The sequence below is a fragment of the Marinomonas rhizomae genome (assembly GCF_003315485.1).
Classification (GTDB): Bacteria; Pseudomonadota; Gammaproteobacteria; order Pseudomonadales; family Marinomonadaceae; genus Marinomonas; species Marinomonas rhizomae.
This window is the reverse complement of record NZ_QNSE01000011.1, coordinates 38,581-56,748: the sequence shown is the minus strand read 5'-3', so window position 1 is coordinate 56,748 and position 18,168 is coordinate 38,581. Positions and strand designations below refer to the sequence as shown.

Below are 18,168 nucleotides of genomic sequence, written 5' to 3'. Positions count from 1 at the left end.
AAAGCATTACAAGTGTAACGAATACGGAATGTATTATTATTTAATTAAGCTCAATTTAAAAAATAAACCAAATAAATCATACCGTTATAAAAAATACATTCAGAGTATTTTATTGGCACACATACTGCTCCATCGTCATTACCAATATAGTTCAAAAGAAACGCAAGCATATGAACTTGGTATCAGGGTAGCAATAAAAATAATAATCTACATTGGAGTAACTTATGACGGATTCTTCAAAAAAAATATCTTCACTAAATACAATGCATCAACCCAACACAGCAGTTATGGATTGGCTAGAAAAATTATCGGGCACTCTTAGCTCAAATACCCCAACCGATGCAGCACTGCTGTTCGAAGAAAATGGCTATTGGCGTGATTTAATCTCCTTCACCTGGAACATTAAAACCCTTGAAGGTCGCACTGCCATTAGCGACATGATCGCAAACACCATGAAACATGTTTGTCCGACTAACTGGCAATTAGAAGAAGATGCCACCGAAGCGGACGGTGTGATTGATGCTTGGATTAGCTTTGAAACGGCTGTTGCTAAAGGACGTGCCTATTTACGATTGCGTAATAACCTTGCTTGGACTTTCCTAACAACAATGACGGAACTTAAAGATCATCCAGAAAAACGAAACAGGCTTCGTCCGAAAGGGGCTGAACATGGTGCCAATAAAAACCGCCAAACATGGCTAGAGAAACGCCAACATGAAGAAGCCACTCTAGGGTATACAAAACAACCTTATTGCCTGATTATCGGCGGAGGACAAGGCGGCATAGGTCTAGCTGCTCGCCTGCGTCAGCTTGATGTTCCCACTATTGTGATTGATGCCCTACCAAAACCAGGTGATACATGGCGCAATCGTTACAAATCACTCTCATTACACGATCCTATTTGGTATGACCACATGCCTTACCTTCCTTTCCCTGAAAACTGGCCGGTCTTCACTCCAAAAGACAAAGTGGGTGATTGGTTAGAGATGTACACCAAAGTCATGGAAATCAATTATTGGGGATCAACACGCTGTACGCATGCAGAATTTGATGAAGAAAAACAAGAATGGCTAGTAACGATTGATAAAAAAGGCGAGAAACTCACCCTTCGCCCTAAGCAACTCATACTAGCAACCGGCATGTCTGGCATACCGAACATGCCCAACATACCAGGAATGGATACCTTTGAAGGAGAACAACATCATTCCAGCCAGCATCCTGGCGGAGAAGCCTATAAAGGAAAAAAATGCATCGTTCTTGGTGGCAACAACTCAGCCCATGATATCTGCTGTGCCCTGTGGGAAAACGATGCAGATGTCACTATGATCCAGCGCTCATCCACTCATATCATCAAATCTGATTCATTGATGGAGCTCGTTCTGGGCGGTTTGTACTCAGAAGAAGCCGTCGAGAATGGCATGACTACCTATAAAGCAGATTTAACCTTTGCATCCATTCCCTTTCAGGTGATGCCACAATTTCATATTCCAGCTTATCAAGCAGTAGCTGAAAAAGACAAAGACTTCTACCAACGCTTAACAGATGCAGGATTCCTGCTAGACTTTGGCGAAGATGGCTCTGGTTTATTTATGAAATACCTTCGCCGTGGCTCAGGCTATTACATTGATGTGGGTGCTTCAGAACTTGTCGCCAATGGGGACATTAAACTTAAGGCTGGAGTTTCTATTAAGAGCATAAAGCCAAAATCTGTGTTACTTACGGATGGTACTGAACTAGAAGCGGATTTAATCGTATACGCAACAGGGTTCGGATCGATGAACGGCTGGGCAGCAAAAATCATCTCCCAAGACGTCGCTGACAAAGTGGGGAAATGCTGGGGCATGGGATCGAACACAGCAAAAGATCCTGGCCCATGGGAAGGAGAGCTTCGCAATATGTGGAAACCAACTCATCAAGAAGCCCTCTGGTTCCATGGCGGCAATTTACATCAATCAAGACACTACTCTCAGTATCTATCACTGCAAATAAAAGCGCGTATGGAAGGAATAGAAACACCCGTATACGGCATGGAGCCAGTCCATCATTTAAGCTAAGGACAGACTAAGTTATCTCATCCTAAAACACCTCAACGGCTTCTAAAACAGAAGCCGTTTTTTAAGCCATCGCACACTTTCCTAGCTCAATGAAATAGGATTAATGTTGTGATATTTTTCCTTTAAATTTTACTCACCAGAAGCACTCACATACTTACGCCAGTTATGTTGTTCTTTGAAGCCCAGCACATCACGGATTTTACGGTTTGAAAACAAGGCTTCATGTTCGCCCATTTCTCGAGTAAATGGCACACCAGAAAAAAATCGCTCAGCTAATTCTTTTGTTGGAATAACCGCACTATTGTGATCATTTCCAGCATTAAATATTTGAAAACCTAAGCCGTCTTTTTGCAAACATAAATCGACAATTTGCCCAAGGTCACGGGCATCGATATAGCAAAAGGCATTTCGACGGCGAACTTCAGGCTGTTTAAAATAATTCGGAAACAGTTCAGTGTATTCATGAGGCTCAATCACATTACCAATGCGCAGCGCATAAATATCAATCCCTGAACGACGCTGAAAACTACGTGCTGTTTTCTCGTTAACTACTTTAGACAAACCGTAGCTGTCCATAGGATCAACATCGTAATCTTCTTCTAATGGCAAAGAATGAGGATTAGTTTGACCATCAGAAAAACAAATACCATATGTAGTTTCTGACGACGCAACAATCACTTTTTTAATACCAAGTTTTACAGCGGCCTCGATAACGTTGTAAGTGCCAATGGTATTCACTCGAAAGGTTTCGTTATCTGGATTAATTAGGATTCTAGGCACCGCGGCAAAATGCACCACGGCATCAAATACTGGCATACCAGTACCAGGCTCTAATTCATCAAAACCAGCATACGAACTCATGGCGTTGAACATCTGGCCGGAATCAGTAATGTCCGCGATTAGGTTATCGACTTTGGGATGATCCAGTGGCGTCAAGTCTACATTAAGCACTCGATACCCCTGATCAATAAGATAAGCAACCGCATGCTTACCTGCTTTTCCAGATCCACCTGTAAATAATATTCTCTTTGCTGTCATAATCTAACCTCAATGTATTTTAATTATTATTGAAAGACTCTACTTCGTTCTTAGATAAATAACGCCATTGCCCGACCTCAAGGTCAAGGAAAACCTCGCCAATTTGTTCTCGATGTAAACCGACCACACGATTTCCAACGGCAGAAAACATGCGCTTTACCTGATGAAACTTGCCTTCAGTGATGGTTAAAAGTACTTCTTTTGGAGTAATGATGTCTAATTTAGCGGGACGAGTTAAACCTTGTTCACCTTGCAGTTTCAGCCCCTTTTTAAACTGAGCAATAAGGTCTTGGCTACTCTCTTTTGAAATCGCTCGAGACAACTGAACTCGATAGGCTTTGCAGCAACCATTCGTTGGCAGTGTGATATTAAAAGACCAGCGCCCATCATCGGTAATCAGCACCAAGCCGGTTGTATCCGCATCCAAGCGTCCTGCTATATGAAGCTCAGAAGCTTTTTCAATGTCTAGAAAATTGAACAGTGACGGATAAACTTCATCGATATTAGAACACACCGTACCTGCTGGCTTATTCATCATAATGTAACGAAAATCACGGGGAATTAGCCTACCGCCATTCAAGAGCACCGTATTATTTTCATGCACTTGAGTCGCTTCGATTGTCACTACTTCACCATTGATGCAAACCTCACCCGCATGAATGTATTGAACTGCTTCTTTTCGGGTTAGCTCAGTACTTTTACAAACAAATTTATCAAGACGCATGGCAGACAACATTAACAGATGAAATAGCCGGACATTATCCTTTCTAACTGACTTTTATCAACCACGCATTGATAAGGATACAAAAGATAGGATACTGCCTTTGTTTATTATGTATTTTGCACTAGGACCCAAAACTTTTTTCCAATTACACCCTTTGTAGAAATAGATAGTACTGGAGTGGTTTTAAGAAGTGTCCTGTAGAACGTTGTAGAGCAATCATATTCAAGAATTTGATAACCTCTCCCGCACGTTTTCCAACCTGTACAAGGATACCTGTTGGGTTCTTTGTGCTAAGCAATATTTACGCGGCAGGTTAATTCCGTCATCACCTCTTCAAAGGTACCGTAATTACCTTGAGGCTCTGCATGAATTTCGCCTTCTATCTGAAACTTGATCATCGTGATTTACAAGTAACGCCCTTATTTATTAGCTTGTTAGGTGATTTTTTAATTAGTTAAGTACAAACTCACTAATTACTTTAACTAACTCAGGCTTTATAGATAACTCAGGTTGATTATATGTTTTAAAGTTGGACGGCCTATCAAGAGTAGCCTCTTTGAAAATGTGATTCATTTTTTGAATTACAACTCGTTCAGCCTTTTTATTTGCTGCTGCAAGTTTATCAGCATCCATTAAGCCAACTTGAATATCTGTTGAGCCTTGAACGATTAACACAGGCTTATTAAGTTTAGCAATTTCTTTTTTCGGGTCGTATTTAAACCAAGAAATCATATAAGATTGCACACTTGGACGAAATAAAGAGTTTAAGAATGCAGGAACATTTTCAACTGCTTGACCTTGCAAAAGTTTATCTAATATAGGTGTTGATTGCTCTAAAAAAATAGGCGGTTGCGATTTTAACTGATCTCGTATTGTTTGATCTATTGGTTGTCCTGCACCTGCTATAGATATAAATTTATCTACATTTTTTTGTTGTGAAGCAACCATACCGATTAAAGCCCCCTCGCTATGACCAATAACAATTATTTTGTTAAAGTTGCTTAAATTCCTCAGGTATTCAACCCAGCTATTAGCATCATTAATATAGTTATCAAAACGCAGCTCATTTTCCTTTAACCCTGAATCTTTACTTTCACCAATACCTCTTTTGTCATACCTTAACGATGAAACTCCTATTTTAGCAAGTTCATCAGCCAACATTTTTAAAGAGTTGTTTATCATTGTTGGGGTATTGCCATCTCTATCGGTTGGTCCTGAGCCTGCAATAATTAACGCTACTGTTTTAGACCCTTTTAAATCATTTATCAATAGAGTGCCCTCTAACTTGCCCGTACCTGTATCAATGCTCACAACTTTTTCTCTTGGAGTGGCGAATGAATTAAAAGTAGTGGATAGCCAAAGTGATGCAATAAAAAATAATTTCATAATGTTCCCTATATTTAATAAATCCATAGTTTTATTGATGAGTAGAGCTGCTGAATACGCTAATCACCTAACGCCCCCACTAAGCCGCCGGAACGAAGTTGATTGTTTTAAAGCACAAAACGAGCAACGCAGTGAAGGTCGGATGGAACTATTTGTCATGAGCCATTTTTATAAACACCATAATAGGTTACGCCAGCTTGTATAAGACCGACAATAATTAATGCAAAGGTTAGCCATTTAGCCGCATTGGATTGCGCTAAGTTATCCCTGTGTCTTTTTTGATCTTCTTCATAAGCAGAGATTGTGACTAACGCTTTTGGTGATAGCTTGTAGCCATATTGTATAGCTTGTAACTCTCCACTTTCTTCGAGTGATTTCAGAAGTAAGTCGTTGTAGGCTAACTGTCTGGTTTTGTCTGGATGAAATACCCACCTTTGCGTATACAACATGCCAGATAAAGAAACCGAACTTACAGTAAAATTTCTATTCTCGATTGCTTCCTCGAGAATGATTTTGAGTGTCTCGATTCTTTCCGAACGAACTAATTCTTTGCGATTGAAAAGAAACTGTTGAACTTTACCAAGCACAATTTTTAACTTATCCCACGGTAATATTCCTTCAAAGAAATATTGTGGAATCGAAGAGTAACGTAAGTCGTATACGCCATAAAAGTGGGTAATATCTAACTCATAATCACTTAACCAAGGCCAGGGTATAGAAAGCTCTTCAAACTCTTCTTGATTAAGCCAAACCTTACCTATAACACCTTTAGAATCGATTTTGTTCCAAAGAATCGTCCAAGATTCATTCTTTGCTCGGATATAAACGACATTACAATTTACATCTTTGGCTTTCTCTCCGGATCTTGGAATACGATCAGGAGCTGGTTTCTTTAGAAGTGATTTTAACATCCATCTTTTGAAGAAATTCACGAGGTTATCCCTAATGGCTCATAACAATTAAGGGCTATACAGCAGCGTAGCTGCGGCTATAACCCACTGTTGAACGGCTGCATTGTCTATATAGGGGGCTTTTTTCATAGTGGGACTTCCCTGTTAAATAACTCGCTAAATACCAAAGCCTGTTTGGATTATGCCGCTTCAGATCGTCTTTGATCGCCATTATATTGATTCTTCATTTGCTCTTTTGTAGCTCGATTTGACCCGCGAAGCAAGCAATTCCCTCAGGCCTTATTACCTGATCTGTTTTTATACTCTAATCTCACTAAGCGCTAACGCTAACAGCCATTACCCCATGGCAGCATGACGCAAAGCCGTTCTATCACCTTACTCTCAGATACATCACCATACTCTCGCCACAAGCAGGGCATGAGCAATTTGATTTAGCGGCCTTTTCACTGTCGTTCGTGGCTCGTACATGTCTAACTGCTTATCTATCCGCTTCTTCACCTTGACTCTTATGGCATTAGACAAATAGCCATAATGCCGCTTTTTACATTAAAGAAAAGTCATAAAGTCCTTGGGAATACATGGAATAAAAAAGCGTCTTACCAGTTCTTGTCGCGTTAATGTTAAAAGCGACTGTTTATCAGAGCGGTAGTCTCGATATTGAAGGCTGATTTTGTCGTTGTTCCACACTTGGAAACGATTGTTAGGTAAGGCAATACGATGGCTATAGCGTGCTAAATAAGTTACCAAGGTCGAACGATATTCAAGCGCTGATTTACAATAGACAACCCAAGGCTTTTGCATCAAAACATTCAGTAGCTAACTCATCTCCGTTTTGGATAAAGCTGGTAATAACCCTTCGCTAAAATTGTCAACCATTGGGTGATTTAGGGTTCCAGCATGCTAAACAAGGGCGGTGTTTACCTATTGTTTTAGCGACCAATGAGATTCAAAACATACTAGGCTTTATGAATGAACGAGACCACTTAATATTTTCGTTGCTGCATGGTTCGGGCCTTAGAATTAGCGAATGCTTACGCATTCGAATTCAAGATCTTAATTTAGATCAAGGTAGTTTGGTGGTACGATGCAACAAACGCATTTCGTCAATTAAGTTGGATGTTTTTATTTCCCTCTACTCAATCAGCCAGCACCCTTTGACTGGCGAATTATGTCGGCATCATTTGCATGATTCAGTTCCCCGTAAAGCATTAAAAGCAGCGGTCTATGAAGTAGGGATTAATGAAAAAAAGTAAATTGTCACGCCTTCCACCATTCTTTTTCGACTCACTTTTTGATGGCCGGACGAGATATAAGAACCGTTCAAGAGCTGCTAGGACATAAATATGTGTCAACAATACATATTTATACACATATAATAGGTCAGCATTTTACTGGAACCAATAATCCACTAGATCAACTGCTATAAATAATATTTCCATAAAACCACTACAAACACTAAAAAAGTGGTTTTAGCTTTAGGGTGGCGCCACTCATAGAAAGCAAAACTCACTATAAAAAAGCACTTCCAATGCGTTTTTAATGGACACATTTTAATTCATCAATAGTCGCAATCGAAAACTGTGTAGCTAATTGCAACATTAGAACAACGAACGTCACTTTTGCGCTATACTTCGCCATCTTTCTTCGCCCCCTTACGACAATCTGTCAGAGCAATTTATGCCATTTGCAAAACTAGGATTATCCAGTCCTCTTGTTAAAGCCATTACAGAATTAGGTTACAAGACCCCCACACCAGTCCAAAAACAAGCTATTCCAGCCATTCTTTCCGGCAAAGACCTAATCGCCACCGCGCAAACTGGTACAGGCAAAACCGCAGCGTTTGTTCTGCCTCTACTAGAAAGGTTCACTAAAGCGGGGACATTACGCGGTAAACGTATTCGAGTACTTATTCTTGTGCCAACGCGTGAATTAGCGGTTCAAGTTGAATCCAGTGTTGCTCAATACGCCAAACACACCAAGCTAACCTCTATGGCCGTCTATGGCGGTGTGGATACCGAAGTTCAAAAAGAACGCTTAATCGAAGGTGTTGATATTCTAGTCGCCACTCCGGGCAGATTGCTCGATTTGGCTCATCAGCGCGCCCTGCACTTTGATGAGCTGAAAGTCATGGTATTGGACGAAGCTGACAGAATGGTCGATATGGGCTTTGTTGGTGATATCAACAAAATCATGGAGCGCTTACCCGAAAGCCGTCAGAACCTTTTATTTTCAGCAACCATGACCGACGACGTCCGTGCTCTAGCGTTTGATTTCTCAGACAGCAAGATGACGGGTCTAGCTACTGAAATATCCATCTCGCCTAACATCCGCGCCGCCGCCAATATCAAGCAGTGGTTGATTACTGTCGATAAAGACACAAAATCTGCTTTATTGAGCCATTTGATTAACGAGCAAAAATGGGATCAGGCACTTATTTTTATCGAGAAAAAACACGGTGCCGCTAAGCTCGTCGATCAACTAGCAAAACGTGGCATAGTCGCTGATTGCATTCATGGTGATAGAAGCCAAGCCATGCGTGAAAAGATCTTGGCGCAATTCAAATCTGGCGAACTAAAATACCTAGTTGCAACCGGGGTTGCTGCGCGTGGTTTGGATATTGGTGAATTAAGCCGCGTGGTCAATTATGACTTACCCTTCAAACCAGAAGAATACATCCATCGCATTGGTCGAACTGGTCGAGCTGGTGCTTCTGGTGAAGCAATTTCTTTCGTTGCTATGGGTGACTTCAAAAACCTATGTGCTATTGAAAGCCGCTTAAAACACATCATAAATCGCAAAGAAATTTCAGGCTTTCCGGTCAGAAAAGCCGTACCCATTTCTATTTTAAATTACGTTCGTAAAGCAAACCGTTAAAGCGCTCCTGACTCTTATTTGAAAGAAAGGGCCTTTTAAAATGAACACTCTAAAATAGACATTAAATTATTTATGCATAAAAATGCCGCTTTCACATACAAAAGTTTACAAAGATAGTTGCTTTGCTGTATATCTAAATAATGAATTATGATGTTGGTAAAAAAGTAGAACGATGAAAGATAATATAACGGTATCCATTTCTTCAGTAGATGGAACAAAGCACTTTAGTTTCGGAAAACGATCACGTCATACATTTAAATTTATAAGCTATATTATTTTCCTTGGACTCTTAGTAACCGCAGGCATTATCTACTACTTAGTTAGCGATGCGGAGTATTCAAAGCTCAAACTACTCGAGTTAGAAAGCAAATCGACTTCTCTGAGCAAAGAAATTACATCGCTTACTGCACTAAAAATAAGCTTGGAGCAGGACTTAACAGATCGAGAAGAACGAATGCAATTGGTCTCTGATCGATTAAACGACCTAGAAAAAGTTCTCGGAATGGATGATCAAGACAGTGTCGAACTTGAATCACGTTTAGATACCGCGGCGATGAACTCATCATTACGAGTAGCCATGTTGACTCAGATTCCAAGCGGCCCGCCAGTGAAGAATGCAAGAACCTCTTCTGGTTATGGTAAAAGGCAGCACCCTGTTCTTGGCATAATAAAATTTCATCGCGGCCAAGACTTTGCAGTAAATACAGGAACGCCTATTTATGCTCCGGCAGATGGGACGGTAGAAGTAACTAGACCCAGTAAAAAAGGCTCCGGAAACTTTCTACGTTTATTGCATGGGTATGGATTCTCCAGCTCTTACTCTCACATGAGTAAGTTCGCTGTGAATAAGGGTGACTTTATTAAGAAAGGCGACTTAATTGGCTATTCAGGGAATAGCGGGTTAACTTCAGGGCCACACTTACATTATGAAATTCGGTTCATTGGACGAGCGCTGGATCCCAAACCTTTTATCGCTTGGGATGTTGATAATTTTGACACAATTTTTGAAAGTGTAAGAGGTATACAATGGGAATCTTTGGTGGGAAAAATAGAATTAAGAGTCAGTCAGCAACTACAACTCTCATCGCAGAAGGCTGCACAATTAACGGACACATAAACGTCGACAGCCATCTACAAATTGATGGAAATGTCGAAGGCCAGATTGAAGCAAAAAATCAAATTAAAATTAGCACATCAGGCAGTGTTCAAGGGGAAATAACCACAGAACGCTTGATCATTAATGGTAATTTTGAAGGCATCTGCCACGCAACCTACATTGAGATCTTAAGCTATGGACGAGTCAGTGGCACAGTTTACAGTGACAATTTAAGCATTGAACCTGGCGGTAAATTTATGGGGGTTACCCACTCCTCCGATCAGGGTGAAGAAAACCAAAGAGACCTTGACGACCTAGACGGATTAAATCATCAAGAAGAAAAAGTAGTTTTGATTAACAATGATAAAAATACTTAACCCTCTGCACGGGATCGGGTATTTTTATATCATACCCAACCCTTGAAAAAATTAGTTATCTTATTATTCAATGTATGATAACTCTATTACGGCCACTTTCTTTCGCTTCATAGAGAGCATTATCGGCTCTTTTAATAATGCTCTCTATCGAATCGTTAGCCTTAGATGAGGTTAAACCAAAACTAGCGGTTTTATGCCCGATCTCATCAAAATCATAATGAGCTATTTTTAGCCTAATCTCTTCTACTATTAACTTTACCTCTTCGACATCTGATGCGGGAAAAATAATAATAAACTCTTCCCCACCATAACGTCCGACATAATCCATTACCCTTAGGCTTTCCTTTAAAATATCTGAAATTTCAACAAGAACACTATCACCTCGTTGATGGCCAAAATTATCATTAACTTCTTTAAAGTGGTCAATATCAAGCATAGAAAGGCAAAAATCTTTCTTCGTACTTTTTCCTTTATCAATTTCAGCTTGTATAAGTTCTTCAAGCTTCCTTCTATTAAAAAGTGTTGTTAAATTGTCTGTTAGCGCCAATCTATTTAGTTCTTTATTTTTTTCTTCAATATCTTTCTGAGCCTGTTTTAATAATGTATTTGCTTTAGCTATTTTCCTATTCCAATACATCATAAAAGTAAGGAAAACAAAAACACCCAGCATTACTTGCCATACAACCTTATAATTTACGTCTTGCTCGTATTTTATTGGAATCCATTTAGTAAATATTTTTCTATGACGATCATTTGTAATACTATTAACTACTTTTTGAAGAATTCCTAAAAGAGTTTCGTCATCTTTTCTAACAGCGATAGAGAGCAGTAAGTTTTCTGATATCTTTCCTGCTATTTTCAATTCACCAAAATATTTACTTTGAAATTCATAGCCTATACTGGCTAACGTATCAATATAGGCAAAGAGCTGCCCATTTTTCACTTGATCTAAACCATCATAAATATCATCTACTTCGACTATTTTTAAGGATGGGTATTTTTTTCGAAGTTTTTTAACAAAGACATCGCCTCTGATTATTCCTATTTTTTCACCTTCCAAATCCAAAATTTGATTAATAAAAGGAACATCAACTCTTGTGGCAACGACTAAAGGAACATCGAGATAATGACTGGTGAAATTTAAGTACTTCTTTCTTTCCTGCGTTTCCATACCTAAAGCTAGCATGTCACATTTTTTTTGCTTTATATATTCTACTGATTGACTCCAGGTATTTGTTTTAACTAATTCAAAGTTAGCAGATAGCATTTGTTCAAATAGGCGGTAATAATCTGAGCTCATTCCAACATGTTCACCATCTTCGCTTAGCCCTTCAAAAGGTAAACCGCTTGGGTTAATACAATATTTTATAATGTTTTTATTAATATAAGCCTTTTCATTATCATTAAGATCTATATGACCTCCTGGATATTCTTTGATAGAACCTATCCACTTATCACTGAGCTCTTCCATTTCTCGTTTTGATATCGACATCAGAGACTTCTGTAAGATCGAGCTTAAAAGGCTTTTTTCAGGCTGAACTCCAAAGCGTAAGTCTTCTCTTTTGGTATTAGGTAGAACCAGTTCGCTGGCAAGCTTTATATTATTATAAAGATTCTTTTTTATTAAATGATTAACATTCGGTAAATTTTGCATTAACGCATCTATTTTCCCAAACACTAGATCTTTCGTTAACGCATCATAGCTATCATAAAAAACTAGATTCATTGTACCTAAATCTTCAAGCTCTTTAATATAAAAAACGTCTTTCAAAACACCGACGCGCTTTCCAGTTAAACTTTTCAACCCTTTGTAATCACCAAAATCATCTTTAACGAAAATCATAATAGGAATATTATAGTAAGGGCTCGTAAAAAGGGTAAATGGCTCTCTATATTTTTTATATGAAATACTACTTATCATATCAACTTCTTTGTTTTTAAAAGAATTATAGATAGTTGTCCATTTAGCAATTTTCTTTTCGAATTTTATCCCGGTCTTTTTAGAGATTAAACCTAACAATTCATGCTCAAACCCAACAGGCTCACCCTCAATATAATAAGAGAATGGAGTAAAATCAGGCATCATTCCAACGGTCACGACTGGATTACTCTTGATAAAATCCTTTTCAGGTTCTGTGAACTCTAAAGTTTTAGCAACAGAGACTAACGAAAAAAACATTAAAAAAATTGGCGTAATACATAGTCTATTCATCTATATCCCAATAAGCACTTTTAAATTAATAACAGTATTCACCATAAGCCTCTTTAAAAACACGCTTAACACAAAAACATTAATCCTATTTTTTAGGTTAGCGGAAAGCGTTCAGTAGCTCTGCATTAGTTGGGTATCCCTGCAACAATTCAACTAGTTTTTGAGCACCATCAACTGGTTTAAGATTCGTTAACGAACGACGCAAACCTCGTACTTTCTCAAGATCTTTCTCACCAATAAGCAATTCTTCTCGGCGTGTGCTGCTTTTCGCAATATTAATAGCTGGAAAAATTCGATGGCTCGCTGCTTCTCTTGACAATACAAGCTCCATATTACCCGTACCTTTAAATTCCTCAAAGATCACCTGATCCATCTTACTACCTGTATCCACCAAAATAGTCGCAAGAATTGTTAAAGAGCCACCATTTTCTATCTTTCTCGCTGCACCAAATAGCTTACGAGGAATCTCTAGCGCCTGTGTATCCAGCCCTCCAGACATGGTTCGACCGCTACTTTTTCTATCCGCGTTATGGACGCGTGCCAGCCGAGTTAAAGAGTCGATCACAATCATTACATCATGCCCTTCTCCTGCTTGTGTTCGAGCAATATCCAAGAGATCATCAGCAACTTTAACGTGCTGAGCATAACTTTCGTCTGAAGACGAAGCATGCACTTCTGCCGACACACTGCGCTTAAAGTCCGTCACTTCTTCTGGACGTTCATCAATCAGCAAAGCATAGAGTTTTATTTCAGGATAAGCGGTAGCAACCGAGTGACAAATCTGCTTTAACGTAGTCGTTTTACCTGAGCCTGGAGGTGCAACAATTAGACCTCGCTGCCCCATTCCAATAGGGGTAATCAAATCCATCGCTCGCATCGAAAGATGCTGAGAACCAGACGCAAGAGAAATGCAGGGAGAAGGATGCACAGCAACGCCACTTAAAAAACGTTTTTGTGGATCTTTAGGATATAAATCTTCAGCCACCGCCTCAGTGTTGGCAGGCTCTACATTAGCAGTTCGCTTACCTTTCAAACTTAATATTTTTCTCGTCATAATATAGTTAGGGCCTTTGATAATAATGAGCTTAATCGGCTAATAAGAGCATGATTCTACCCTATTCTGTAGACAATGATTTTTTACTGCTAATAAAGCCGAGCTTTCGCTATAATGGCAACTTATTAAACATATTTAAAACAATAAAAGCGCATATCTAGACCAACACATGATATCAGGCTTAGCACAGGGGATAAGGGTTGTTCCGTTTAGACTTACAAAGACTTTTTTTACTGCTGACCACTGCTGCTGTGTTACTTACTTTTGCCAATAGCTACTACGTAACTTACCAAGTCCAAAAGCAATTATTAATCGATTCAACGCTTGAAGCCAATCGCGTTTACGCTGCGAAGCTGGCCGAAACCACCAACAATTTTTTACAAAATGCGCAAAAGCAATTAGCTTACAGTGCAAAAATCCTATCAACAGATTTTGATAATGAGTCGCTACGCGAATCGGAAACTGAAAGACTATACCAGCAATCAAGCTTCTTTAACTCTGTTTCCATTATTAATTCAAAAGCAATTATCACTACCGTTTTTCCAAAAACAATTCCTATAAAAGGCTTATTACTACCAGAAAATAACAGAAACCCCTTCAATGCAAGAAAACCATTAGTCTCGAACCCAATGGTAGCACCTACAGGTAGCTACTTAATGAGCATATCTCATCCTATTTTCGGCATGAACGAAAAGTATCTTGGCTTTATTACTGGCAGCATTTATCTACACCAAAACAATGTATTTTTTAAACTTCTCAGCCAACATTCATACATTGACGGTTCATATATCTACGTTGTAGATCAAAACAAAGAATTAATTTATCACATCAACAAGAAGCGGATCGGTGAGCAGATTGAAGGTAATCATGTGATAGATTCTGTCATTATTGGCACGTCAGGAAGCGATAAGGTTGTTAATTCTCTGGGCATTCCCATGTTAGCCGGTTTTGCCTATATAAAACGATCAGGATGGGGAGTCGTGGCACAACGCCCTCTCGAAAATGTTATGGCTGAACTTGATGTACAGTTAACCGAAGTTGTTCTGAAAAGCTTGCCCTTGTTATTTTTAATACTAACCATTGTTTTAATTGCAAGCCGATACATTACTAAGCCGCTAAAAGCATTAGCTAGTCAGGCTAATCACATGTATCAAAATGACGCAGAACAAAACATCTTAAATATTAAGTCTTGGTATTTTGAGGTTCATGAGCTTAAGCGAGCAATACTTAGCGGTTTAGGCACTTTGAAACATAAAATCAATCAGTTAAATAAAGACACGAATACAGACCCTTTGACGGGTTTGTATAATCGTCGCAGCTTAGATCAACTATTAGAGCAATGGCGAGAATTAAAACAAAGCTTTGCTGTTATTGCGGTGGACATTGACCACTTCAAAGTAGTCAATGATCTTTATGGTCATGATGTAGGCGATGAAGTTTTAAAGCATTTAAGCTTATTGATGAAAGAGAACTGCAACGAAAATTACATCGCTTTTCGTAATGGCGGAGAGGAATTCCTCATCCTATTGCCCTCTACTAAACAAGCTGACGCACATTTTTTTGCAGAGAAATTACGTGTAAAAATTGCCCAATATAATATGCCTATAGCTGGTAACATCACAGTTTCATTAGGCATTTCATACTGGGATAGTAATAGCAACGATACAATCAAAATAACACTCAAAAAAGCGGATATCGCTTTGTATCAAGCAAAGCGTCAAGGTAGAAATTGCTCTATTCTTCATAGCTAGGGAAGGTGCAAACGAGCCACTCTTCCTAACTATCTTCTCTCTTTAAGGCTCGACCTCTCGGCTCATCACCTTCATAAAGCACAATATCAGAATGTAAGAACTCAGCGGCCTCGGCCGAGCCTTCTACTTTAATCGCACTGCGTTCTAACATCTCAGCTTCAAACTCGCTGAGTACACTTACGCGAATACCCGCTTTGCGCCATTGGGATTTTGACCAGCAACCTTTAGAGATCTCGCGAGCCAATGCCAGCGCATCCAACAAAGCTTGGTTAGCACCCTGCCCCTTAAATGGGCTCATCGGATGAGCGGCATCGCCAATCAAGGTTACTTTATCACTTTTTTCTAATAACGCTGGCGTAAGTAGCTCTCTATCATAAACAGGATAGCCGGATACTTGAGCAGCCTGAGTGGCAGCTAAAATCTGTGGTATAGGATCATGCCATTGAGTTCGACGACAAGCTTCCTCTTTTAAAGCCTTAACACCTTGAGCACTCAAGGCTTTCGCATCACATTCAGCCATTGGAAAACTAAGCTGCCACATAACAGAGTTCGCATCATAAGGCATAATATAAATACGCTCATTGCCATTAGCTGTTTGGAATACCGTTGCTGAATCTAACAAATCGTTGTCAAAGCCATCTAGATCAGCCAAGGGACAAATCCCCAAAATCGCAATACAACCAAGATAACGCAATGGTGTAGTCTCCTCCCCAATCTGTAAACGGCGCACTGTACTGCGAATACCATCCGCACCAACAACTAAATCGGCCTTGATGTGCTGTAACTCGCCATCGACCAAAAAACTGAGGTCAACATCATCGCCCTCTTTTAGGCCAACTAATTGATGCCCCCATTTTACAACATCATGTCCGCCTAATTGTTCAATCAAGGCGGAACGCAAAGACTGACGCGCAATGTGGATATTGGTTCGCTTAGGGGAAGAGCTCGTATCAGACTGCATCCACTTTCTCATTCCCCATTCCCCAACAATTTTTCCTTCTGTGGTATGAACCACATGTCGTGTTGAAACAACGCCTTTTTCTAACGAGAAAATCCCAAAACCTTCAATTGCTTTACTCGCTTGCTGTAGGGTCAAGCCATAACCTTGTGAGCGAGCATTAAAACCGAGGTCTCGCTCATAAAGTGTAAAAGGAATACCACGATGCAAACAAGCAACGGCCAAAGCAACGCCGCCAATACCACCACCAATAATGGCAACATTAGGGTACTTTTCAGTATCAGGTTCAGGAAAACTGGCGGAGGCAAGCAACCCCGAGCCAGCACACGCTGAACAAGACTCAAGATGCCCCTTAGGACGTACTGGGGCTGGACCTTCGTTCTTCAATCGTTCAAATTCACTCAATTCTTTTAAATAGAGCAAACGCACTTTTTTGCGCAGCCTGCGGCTTCTTTTACCGCGCCCCTGGCACGCGGGACAGACAGTCCAAGCAGTTTGATTGGACTCACTATTCACTTCTTTGTTATTCAACTTGATATCAATTCCTAACCGTAAGAGAACGCCTTAAAATGGCATGAAAACTCAACCATATACAACACTAGAAAATACGCTTCAATTTAAGTGACTTACACTTTAAATGACTTACGTTGAAAATCATTTATCGCCTCCGATCACTGACCGCCTTTTGGGCTTCTTAATCAAAAAAGGATTCGCTATAATCTTTGCCTCACCAATTCAAATAAATAACTAAAAAAAGAGACTAGCCTAGATGAAATTTTATAAAGCAGTTATCGGCACAGCCATTGGTTTAGCGGTGACACAACTGAGCTTCGGCCAAACTCAACTCACTTTTAAATCCGCTAAGACTAGCTCTTCTTATTATCAAATGGCGGTAGAAATTGCTCAGGCAGTAAAAAAAGACACCGACAGTAACCTTATAGTCACAGTTGAAGAAAGCCAAGGCTCAGTACAAAACGTGATGGAAACTGCTTTTCGAGGTGCTAATTATGTATTTACAACGCCACCAGCGCTAGTTAATTTAGCGCAAAACGGCAAAGCAATGTTCAAAAACAAAAGCAACCCTAAATTTAATGACATTCGGGCGCTATTCCCTATTCCTTCTTTAGCAATGCATTTTGTTGTATCCGATAAAAGCGCAATTAATAATTTTGCAGATATGGCCGATAAAAAAATATTGTTAGGCAAAGGTACTTTCGGAGCAAATGAAGGCGCCAAATACATCAAACTATTTGGCTTAGAAAATAAAATAGACCTCGCCCAAGTAGAATTGTCCAATGCTGTGCCAGCCCTAAAAAATGGTCAAATTGATGGTTTTGTTACCTCTGGATCTTTTCCAGCACCAAACGTAATAGAAGCATCCGCTGGAACCAAAGTGAAAATATTATCCTTCAGCGATGATCAAATAGCACAAACGAAACGCACAAAACTGATCATTCCTGCAGGCACGTATGCTGGACAAAATACCGATATCAACACAACGTCATTACCAGTTGTTGTTTACACCAGTAAAGCAATGGATGATGCAACGGCATACACTTTAACCAAAGCATTTTGGGATCAAAAGAAAAACATGTCCGATTCATCACCATGGTGGAAAGGCGTTACGACTGACATGCTTAGCAACATCGATGGTAAAATTCACCCAGGTGCAGCAAAGTATTACCGTGAAATCGGTATTTCTTTAAACGAACAGCAACAATAAACAACATATT

15 protein-coding genes and 1 pseudogene are annotated in these 18,168 nt (G+C 39.7%); 8 read left to right on the top strand and 8 right to left on the bottom strand.

All coding sequences use genetic code 11. The features are described from left to right. Positions 1-224 precede the first annotated feature (224 nt). Positions 225-2,054, top strand: coding sequence for an NAD(P)-binding domain-containing protein (locus DFP80_RS14865; RefSeq protein ID WP_113917601.1), 1,830 nt, complete (start codon positions 225-227; stop codon positions 2,052-2,054). 129 nt (positions 2,055-2,183) lie between these two features. Here the strand turns inward: DFP80_RS14865 and DFP80_RS14860 are convergent, their stop codons facing one another. The 5 genes and pseudogenes from DFP80_RS14860 to DFP80_RS21120 all read right to left on the bottom strand — a co-directional run. Then, positions 2,184-3,092, bottom strand: coding sequence for an NAD-dependent epimerase/dehydratase family protein (locus DFP80_RS14860; protein WP_113917600.1), 909 nt, complete (start codon positions 3,090-3,092; stop codon positions 2,184-2,186). Positions 3,093-3,111: 19 nt separating this feature from the next. Then, entirely contained in the window at positions 3,112-3,816 is a 705-nt protein-coding gene (locus tag DFP80_RS14855; RefSeq protein WP_113917728.1) for a pseudouridine synthase, read from the bottom strand. A 450-nt stretch (positions 3,817-4,266) separates the two neighbouring features. After that, a complete protein-coding gene (locus tag DFP80_RS14850) occupies positions 4,267-5,202 on the bottom strand; it encodes an alpha/beta hydrolase (protein WP_113917599.1) in 936 nt (311 codons plus the stop codon). 155 nt (positions 5,203-5,357) lie between these two features. Beyond that, the gene (locus tag DFP80_RS14845) at positions 5,358-6,134 is read right to left on the bottom strand and encodes a hypothetical protein (RefSeq protein ID WP_147243854.1); all 777 of its coding nucleotides are present in this window, start codon (positions 6,132-6,134) and stop codon (positions 5,358-5,360) included. 305 nt (positions 6,135-6,439) lie between these two features. Further along, positions 6,440-6,977, bottom strand: a pseudogene (locus tag DFP80_RS21120) (transposase); the annotation flags it as partial. 101 nt (positions 6,978-7,078) lie between these two features. Here DFP80_RS21120 and DFP80_RS20700 point away from each other — a divergent pair. The 5 genes from DFP80_RS20700 to DFP80_RS14820 all read left to right on the top strand — a co-directional run bounded on the left by DFP80_RS20700 (position 7,079) and on the right by DFP80_RS14820 (position 10,460). Beyond that, positions 7,079-7,366 (top strand): tyrosine-type recombinase/integrase, encoded by a 288-nt coding sequence (locus DFP80_RS20700; RefSeq protein ID WP_175020622.1) that lies wholly within the window; start codon positions 7,079-7,081, stop codon positions 7,364-7,366. Between the two features lie 41 nt (positions 7,367-7,407). After that, on the top strand, positions 7,408-7,539 hold the full coding sequence (locus tag DFP80_RS14835; protein ID WP_258546989.1) for a hypothetical protein: 132 nt from the start codon (positions 7,408-7,410) through the stop codon (positions 7,537-7,539). Between the two features lie 251 nt (positions 7,540-7,790). Continuing rightward, a complete protein-coding gene (locus DFP80_RS14830) occupies positions 7,791-8,987 on the top strand; it encodes a DEAD/DEAH box helicase (RefSeq protein ID WP_113917596.1) in 1,197 nt (398 codons plus the stop codon). Between the two features lie 172 nt (positions 8,988-9,159). After that, positions 9,160-10,104: a M23 family metallopeptidase gene (locus DFP80_RS14825; protein ID WP_113917595.1), complete on the top strand. Its 945-nt coding sequence runs from the start codon at positions 9,160-9,162 to the stop codon at positions 10,102-10,104. Next, complete coding sequence (locus DFP80_RS14820) at positions 10,014-10,460, top strand: bactofilin family protein (RefSeq protein ID WP_113917594.1); 447 nt, start codon at positions 10,014-10,016, stop codon at positions 10,458-10,460. The genes DFP80_RS14825 and DFP80_RS14820 overlap by 91 nt, the downstream gene beginning before the upstream one ends. Positions 10,461-10,527: 67 nt before the next feature. Here DFP80_RS14820 and DFP80_RS14815 read toward each other — a convergent pair whose 3' ends face one another. After that, positions 10,528-12,672 carry a transporter substrate-binding domain-containing diguanylate cyclase gene (locus tag DFP80_RS14815; protein ID WP_113917593.1) on the bottom strand — a complete coding sequence of 715 codons (2,145 nt, stop codon included), beginning with the start codon at positions 12,670-12,672 and terminating at the stop codon, positions 10,528-10,530. Between the two features lie 97 nt (positions 12,673-12,769). Further along, on the bottom strand, positions 12,770-13,726 hold the full coding sequence (gene rho / locus DFP80_RS14810) for a transcription termination factor Rho (protein ID WP_113917592.1): 957 nt from the start codon (positions 13,724-13,726) through the stop codon (positions 12,770-12,772). A 200-nt stretch (positions 13,727-13,926) separates the two neighbouring features. On the opposite strand from rho, the gene DFP80_RS14805 reads away from it, so the two are divergent. Then, the gene (locus tag DFP80_RS14805) at positions 13,927-15,477 is read left to right on the top strand and encodes a sensor domain-containing diguanylate cyclase (protein ID WP_113917591.1); all 1,551 of its coding nucleotides are present in this window, start codon (positions 13,927-13,929) and stop codon (positions 15,475-15,477) included. A gap of 25 nt (positions 15,478-15,502) precedes the next feature. Here DFP80_RS14805 and DFP80_RS14800 read toward each other — a convergent pair whose 3' ends face one another. Beyond that, positions 15,503-16,966: an FAD-dependent oxidoreductase gene (locus DFP80_RS14800; RefSeq protein WP_241560291.1), complete on the bottom strand. Its 1,464-nt coding sequence runs from the start codon at positions 16,964-16,966 to the stop codon at positions 15,503-15,505. 238 nt (positions 16,967-17,204) lie between these two features. Between DFP80_RS14800 and DFP80_RS14795 the strand changes: the two genes are divergently transcribed. Then, positions 17,205-18,158, top strand: coding sequence for a TAXI family TRAP transporter solute-binding subunit (locus DFP80_RS14795; protein ID WP_113917589.1), 954 nt, complete (start codon positions 17,205-17,207; stop codon positions 18,156-18,158). Positions 18,159-18,168 lie beyond the last annotated feature (10 nt).

What these genes read in the sequence shown, in the direction of transcription:
- DFP80_RS14865 (WP_113917601.1), top strand. Translation starts at nt 225, where the DNA reads ATGACGGATTCTTCAAAAAAAATATCTTCACTAAATACAATGCATCAA.
- DFP80_RS14860 (WP_113917600.1), bottom strand. Translation starts at nt 3,092, where the DNA reads ATGACAGCAAAGAGAATATTATTTACAGGTGGATCTGGAAAAGCAGGT.
- DFP80_RS14855 (WP_113917728.1), bottom strand. Translation starts at nt 3,816, where the DNA reads ATGCGTCTTGATAAATTTGTTTGTAAAAGTACTGAGCTAACCCGAAAA.
- DFP80_RS14850 (WP_113917599.1), bottom strand. Translation starts at nt 5,202, where the DNA reads ATGAAATTATTTTTTATTGCATCACTTTGGCTATCCACTACTTTTAAT.
- DFP80_RS20700 (WP_175020622.1), top strand. Translation starts at nt 7,079, where the DNA reads ATGAATGAACGAGACCACTTAATATTTTCGTTGCTGCATGGTTCGGGC.
- DFP80_RS14835 (WP_258546989.1), top strand. Translation starts at nt 7,408, where the DNA reads ATGGCCGGACGAGATATAAGAACCGTTCAAGAGCTGCTAGGACATAAA.
- DFP80_RS14830 (WP_113917596.1), top strand. Translation starts at nt 7,791, where the DNA reads ATGCCATTTGCAAAACTAGGATTATCCAGTCCTCTTGTTAAAGCCATT.
- DFP80_RS14825 (WP_113917595.1), top strand. Translation starts at nt 9,160, where the DNA reads ATGAAAGATAATATAACGGTATCCATTTCTTCAGTAGATGGAACAAAG.
- DFP80_RS14820 (WP_113917594.1), top strand. Translation starts at nt 10,014, where the DNA reads ATGGGAATCTTTGGTGGGAAAAATAGAATTAAGAGTCAGTCAGCAACT.
- DFP80_RS14815 (WP_113917593.1), bottom strand. Translation starts at nt 12,672, where the DNA reads ATGAATAGACTATGTATTACGCCAATTTTTTTAATGTTTTTTTCGTTA.
- rho (WP_113917592.1), bottom strand. Translation starts at nt 13,726, where the DNA reads ATGACGAGAAAAATATTAAGTTTGAAAGGTAAGCGAACTGCTAATGTA.
- DFP80_RS14795 (WP_113917589.1), top strand. Translation starts at nt 17,205, where the DNA reads ATGAAATTTTATAAAGCAGTTATCGGCACAGCCATTGGTTTAGCGGTG.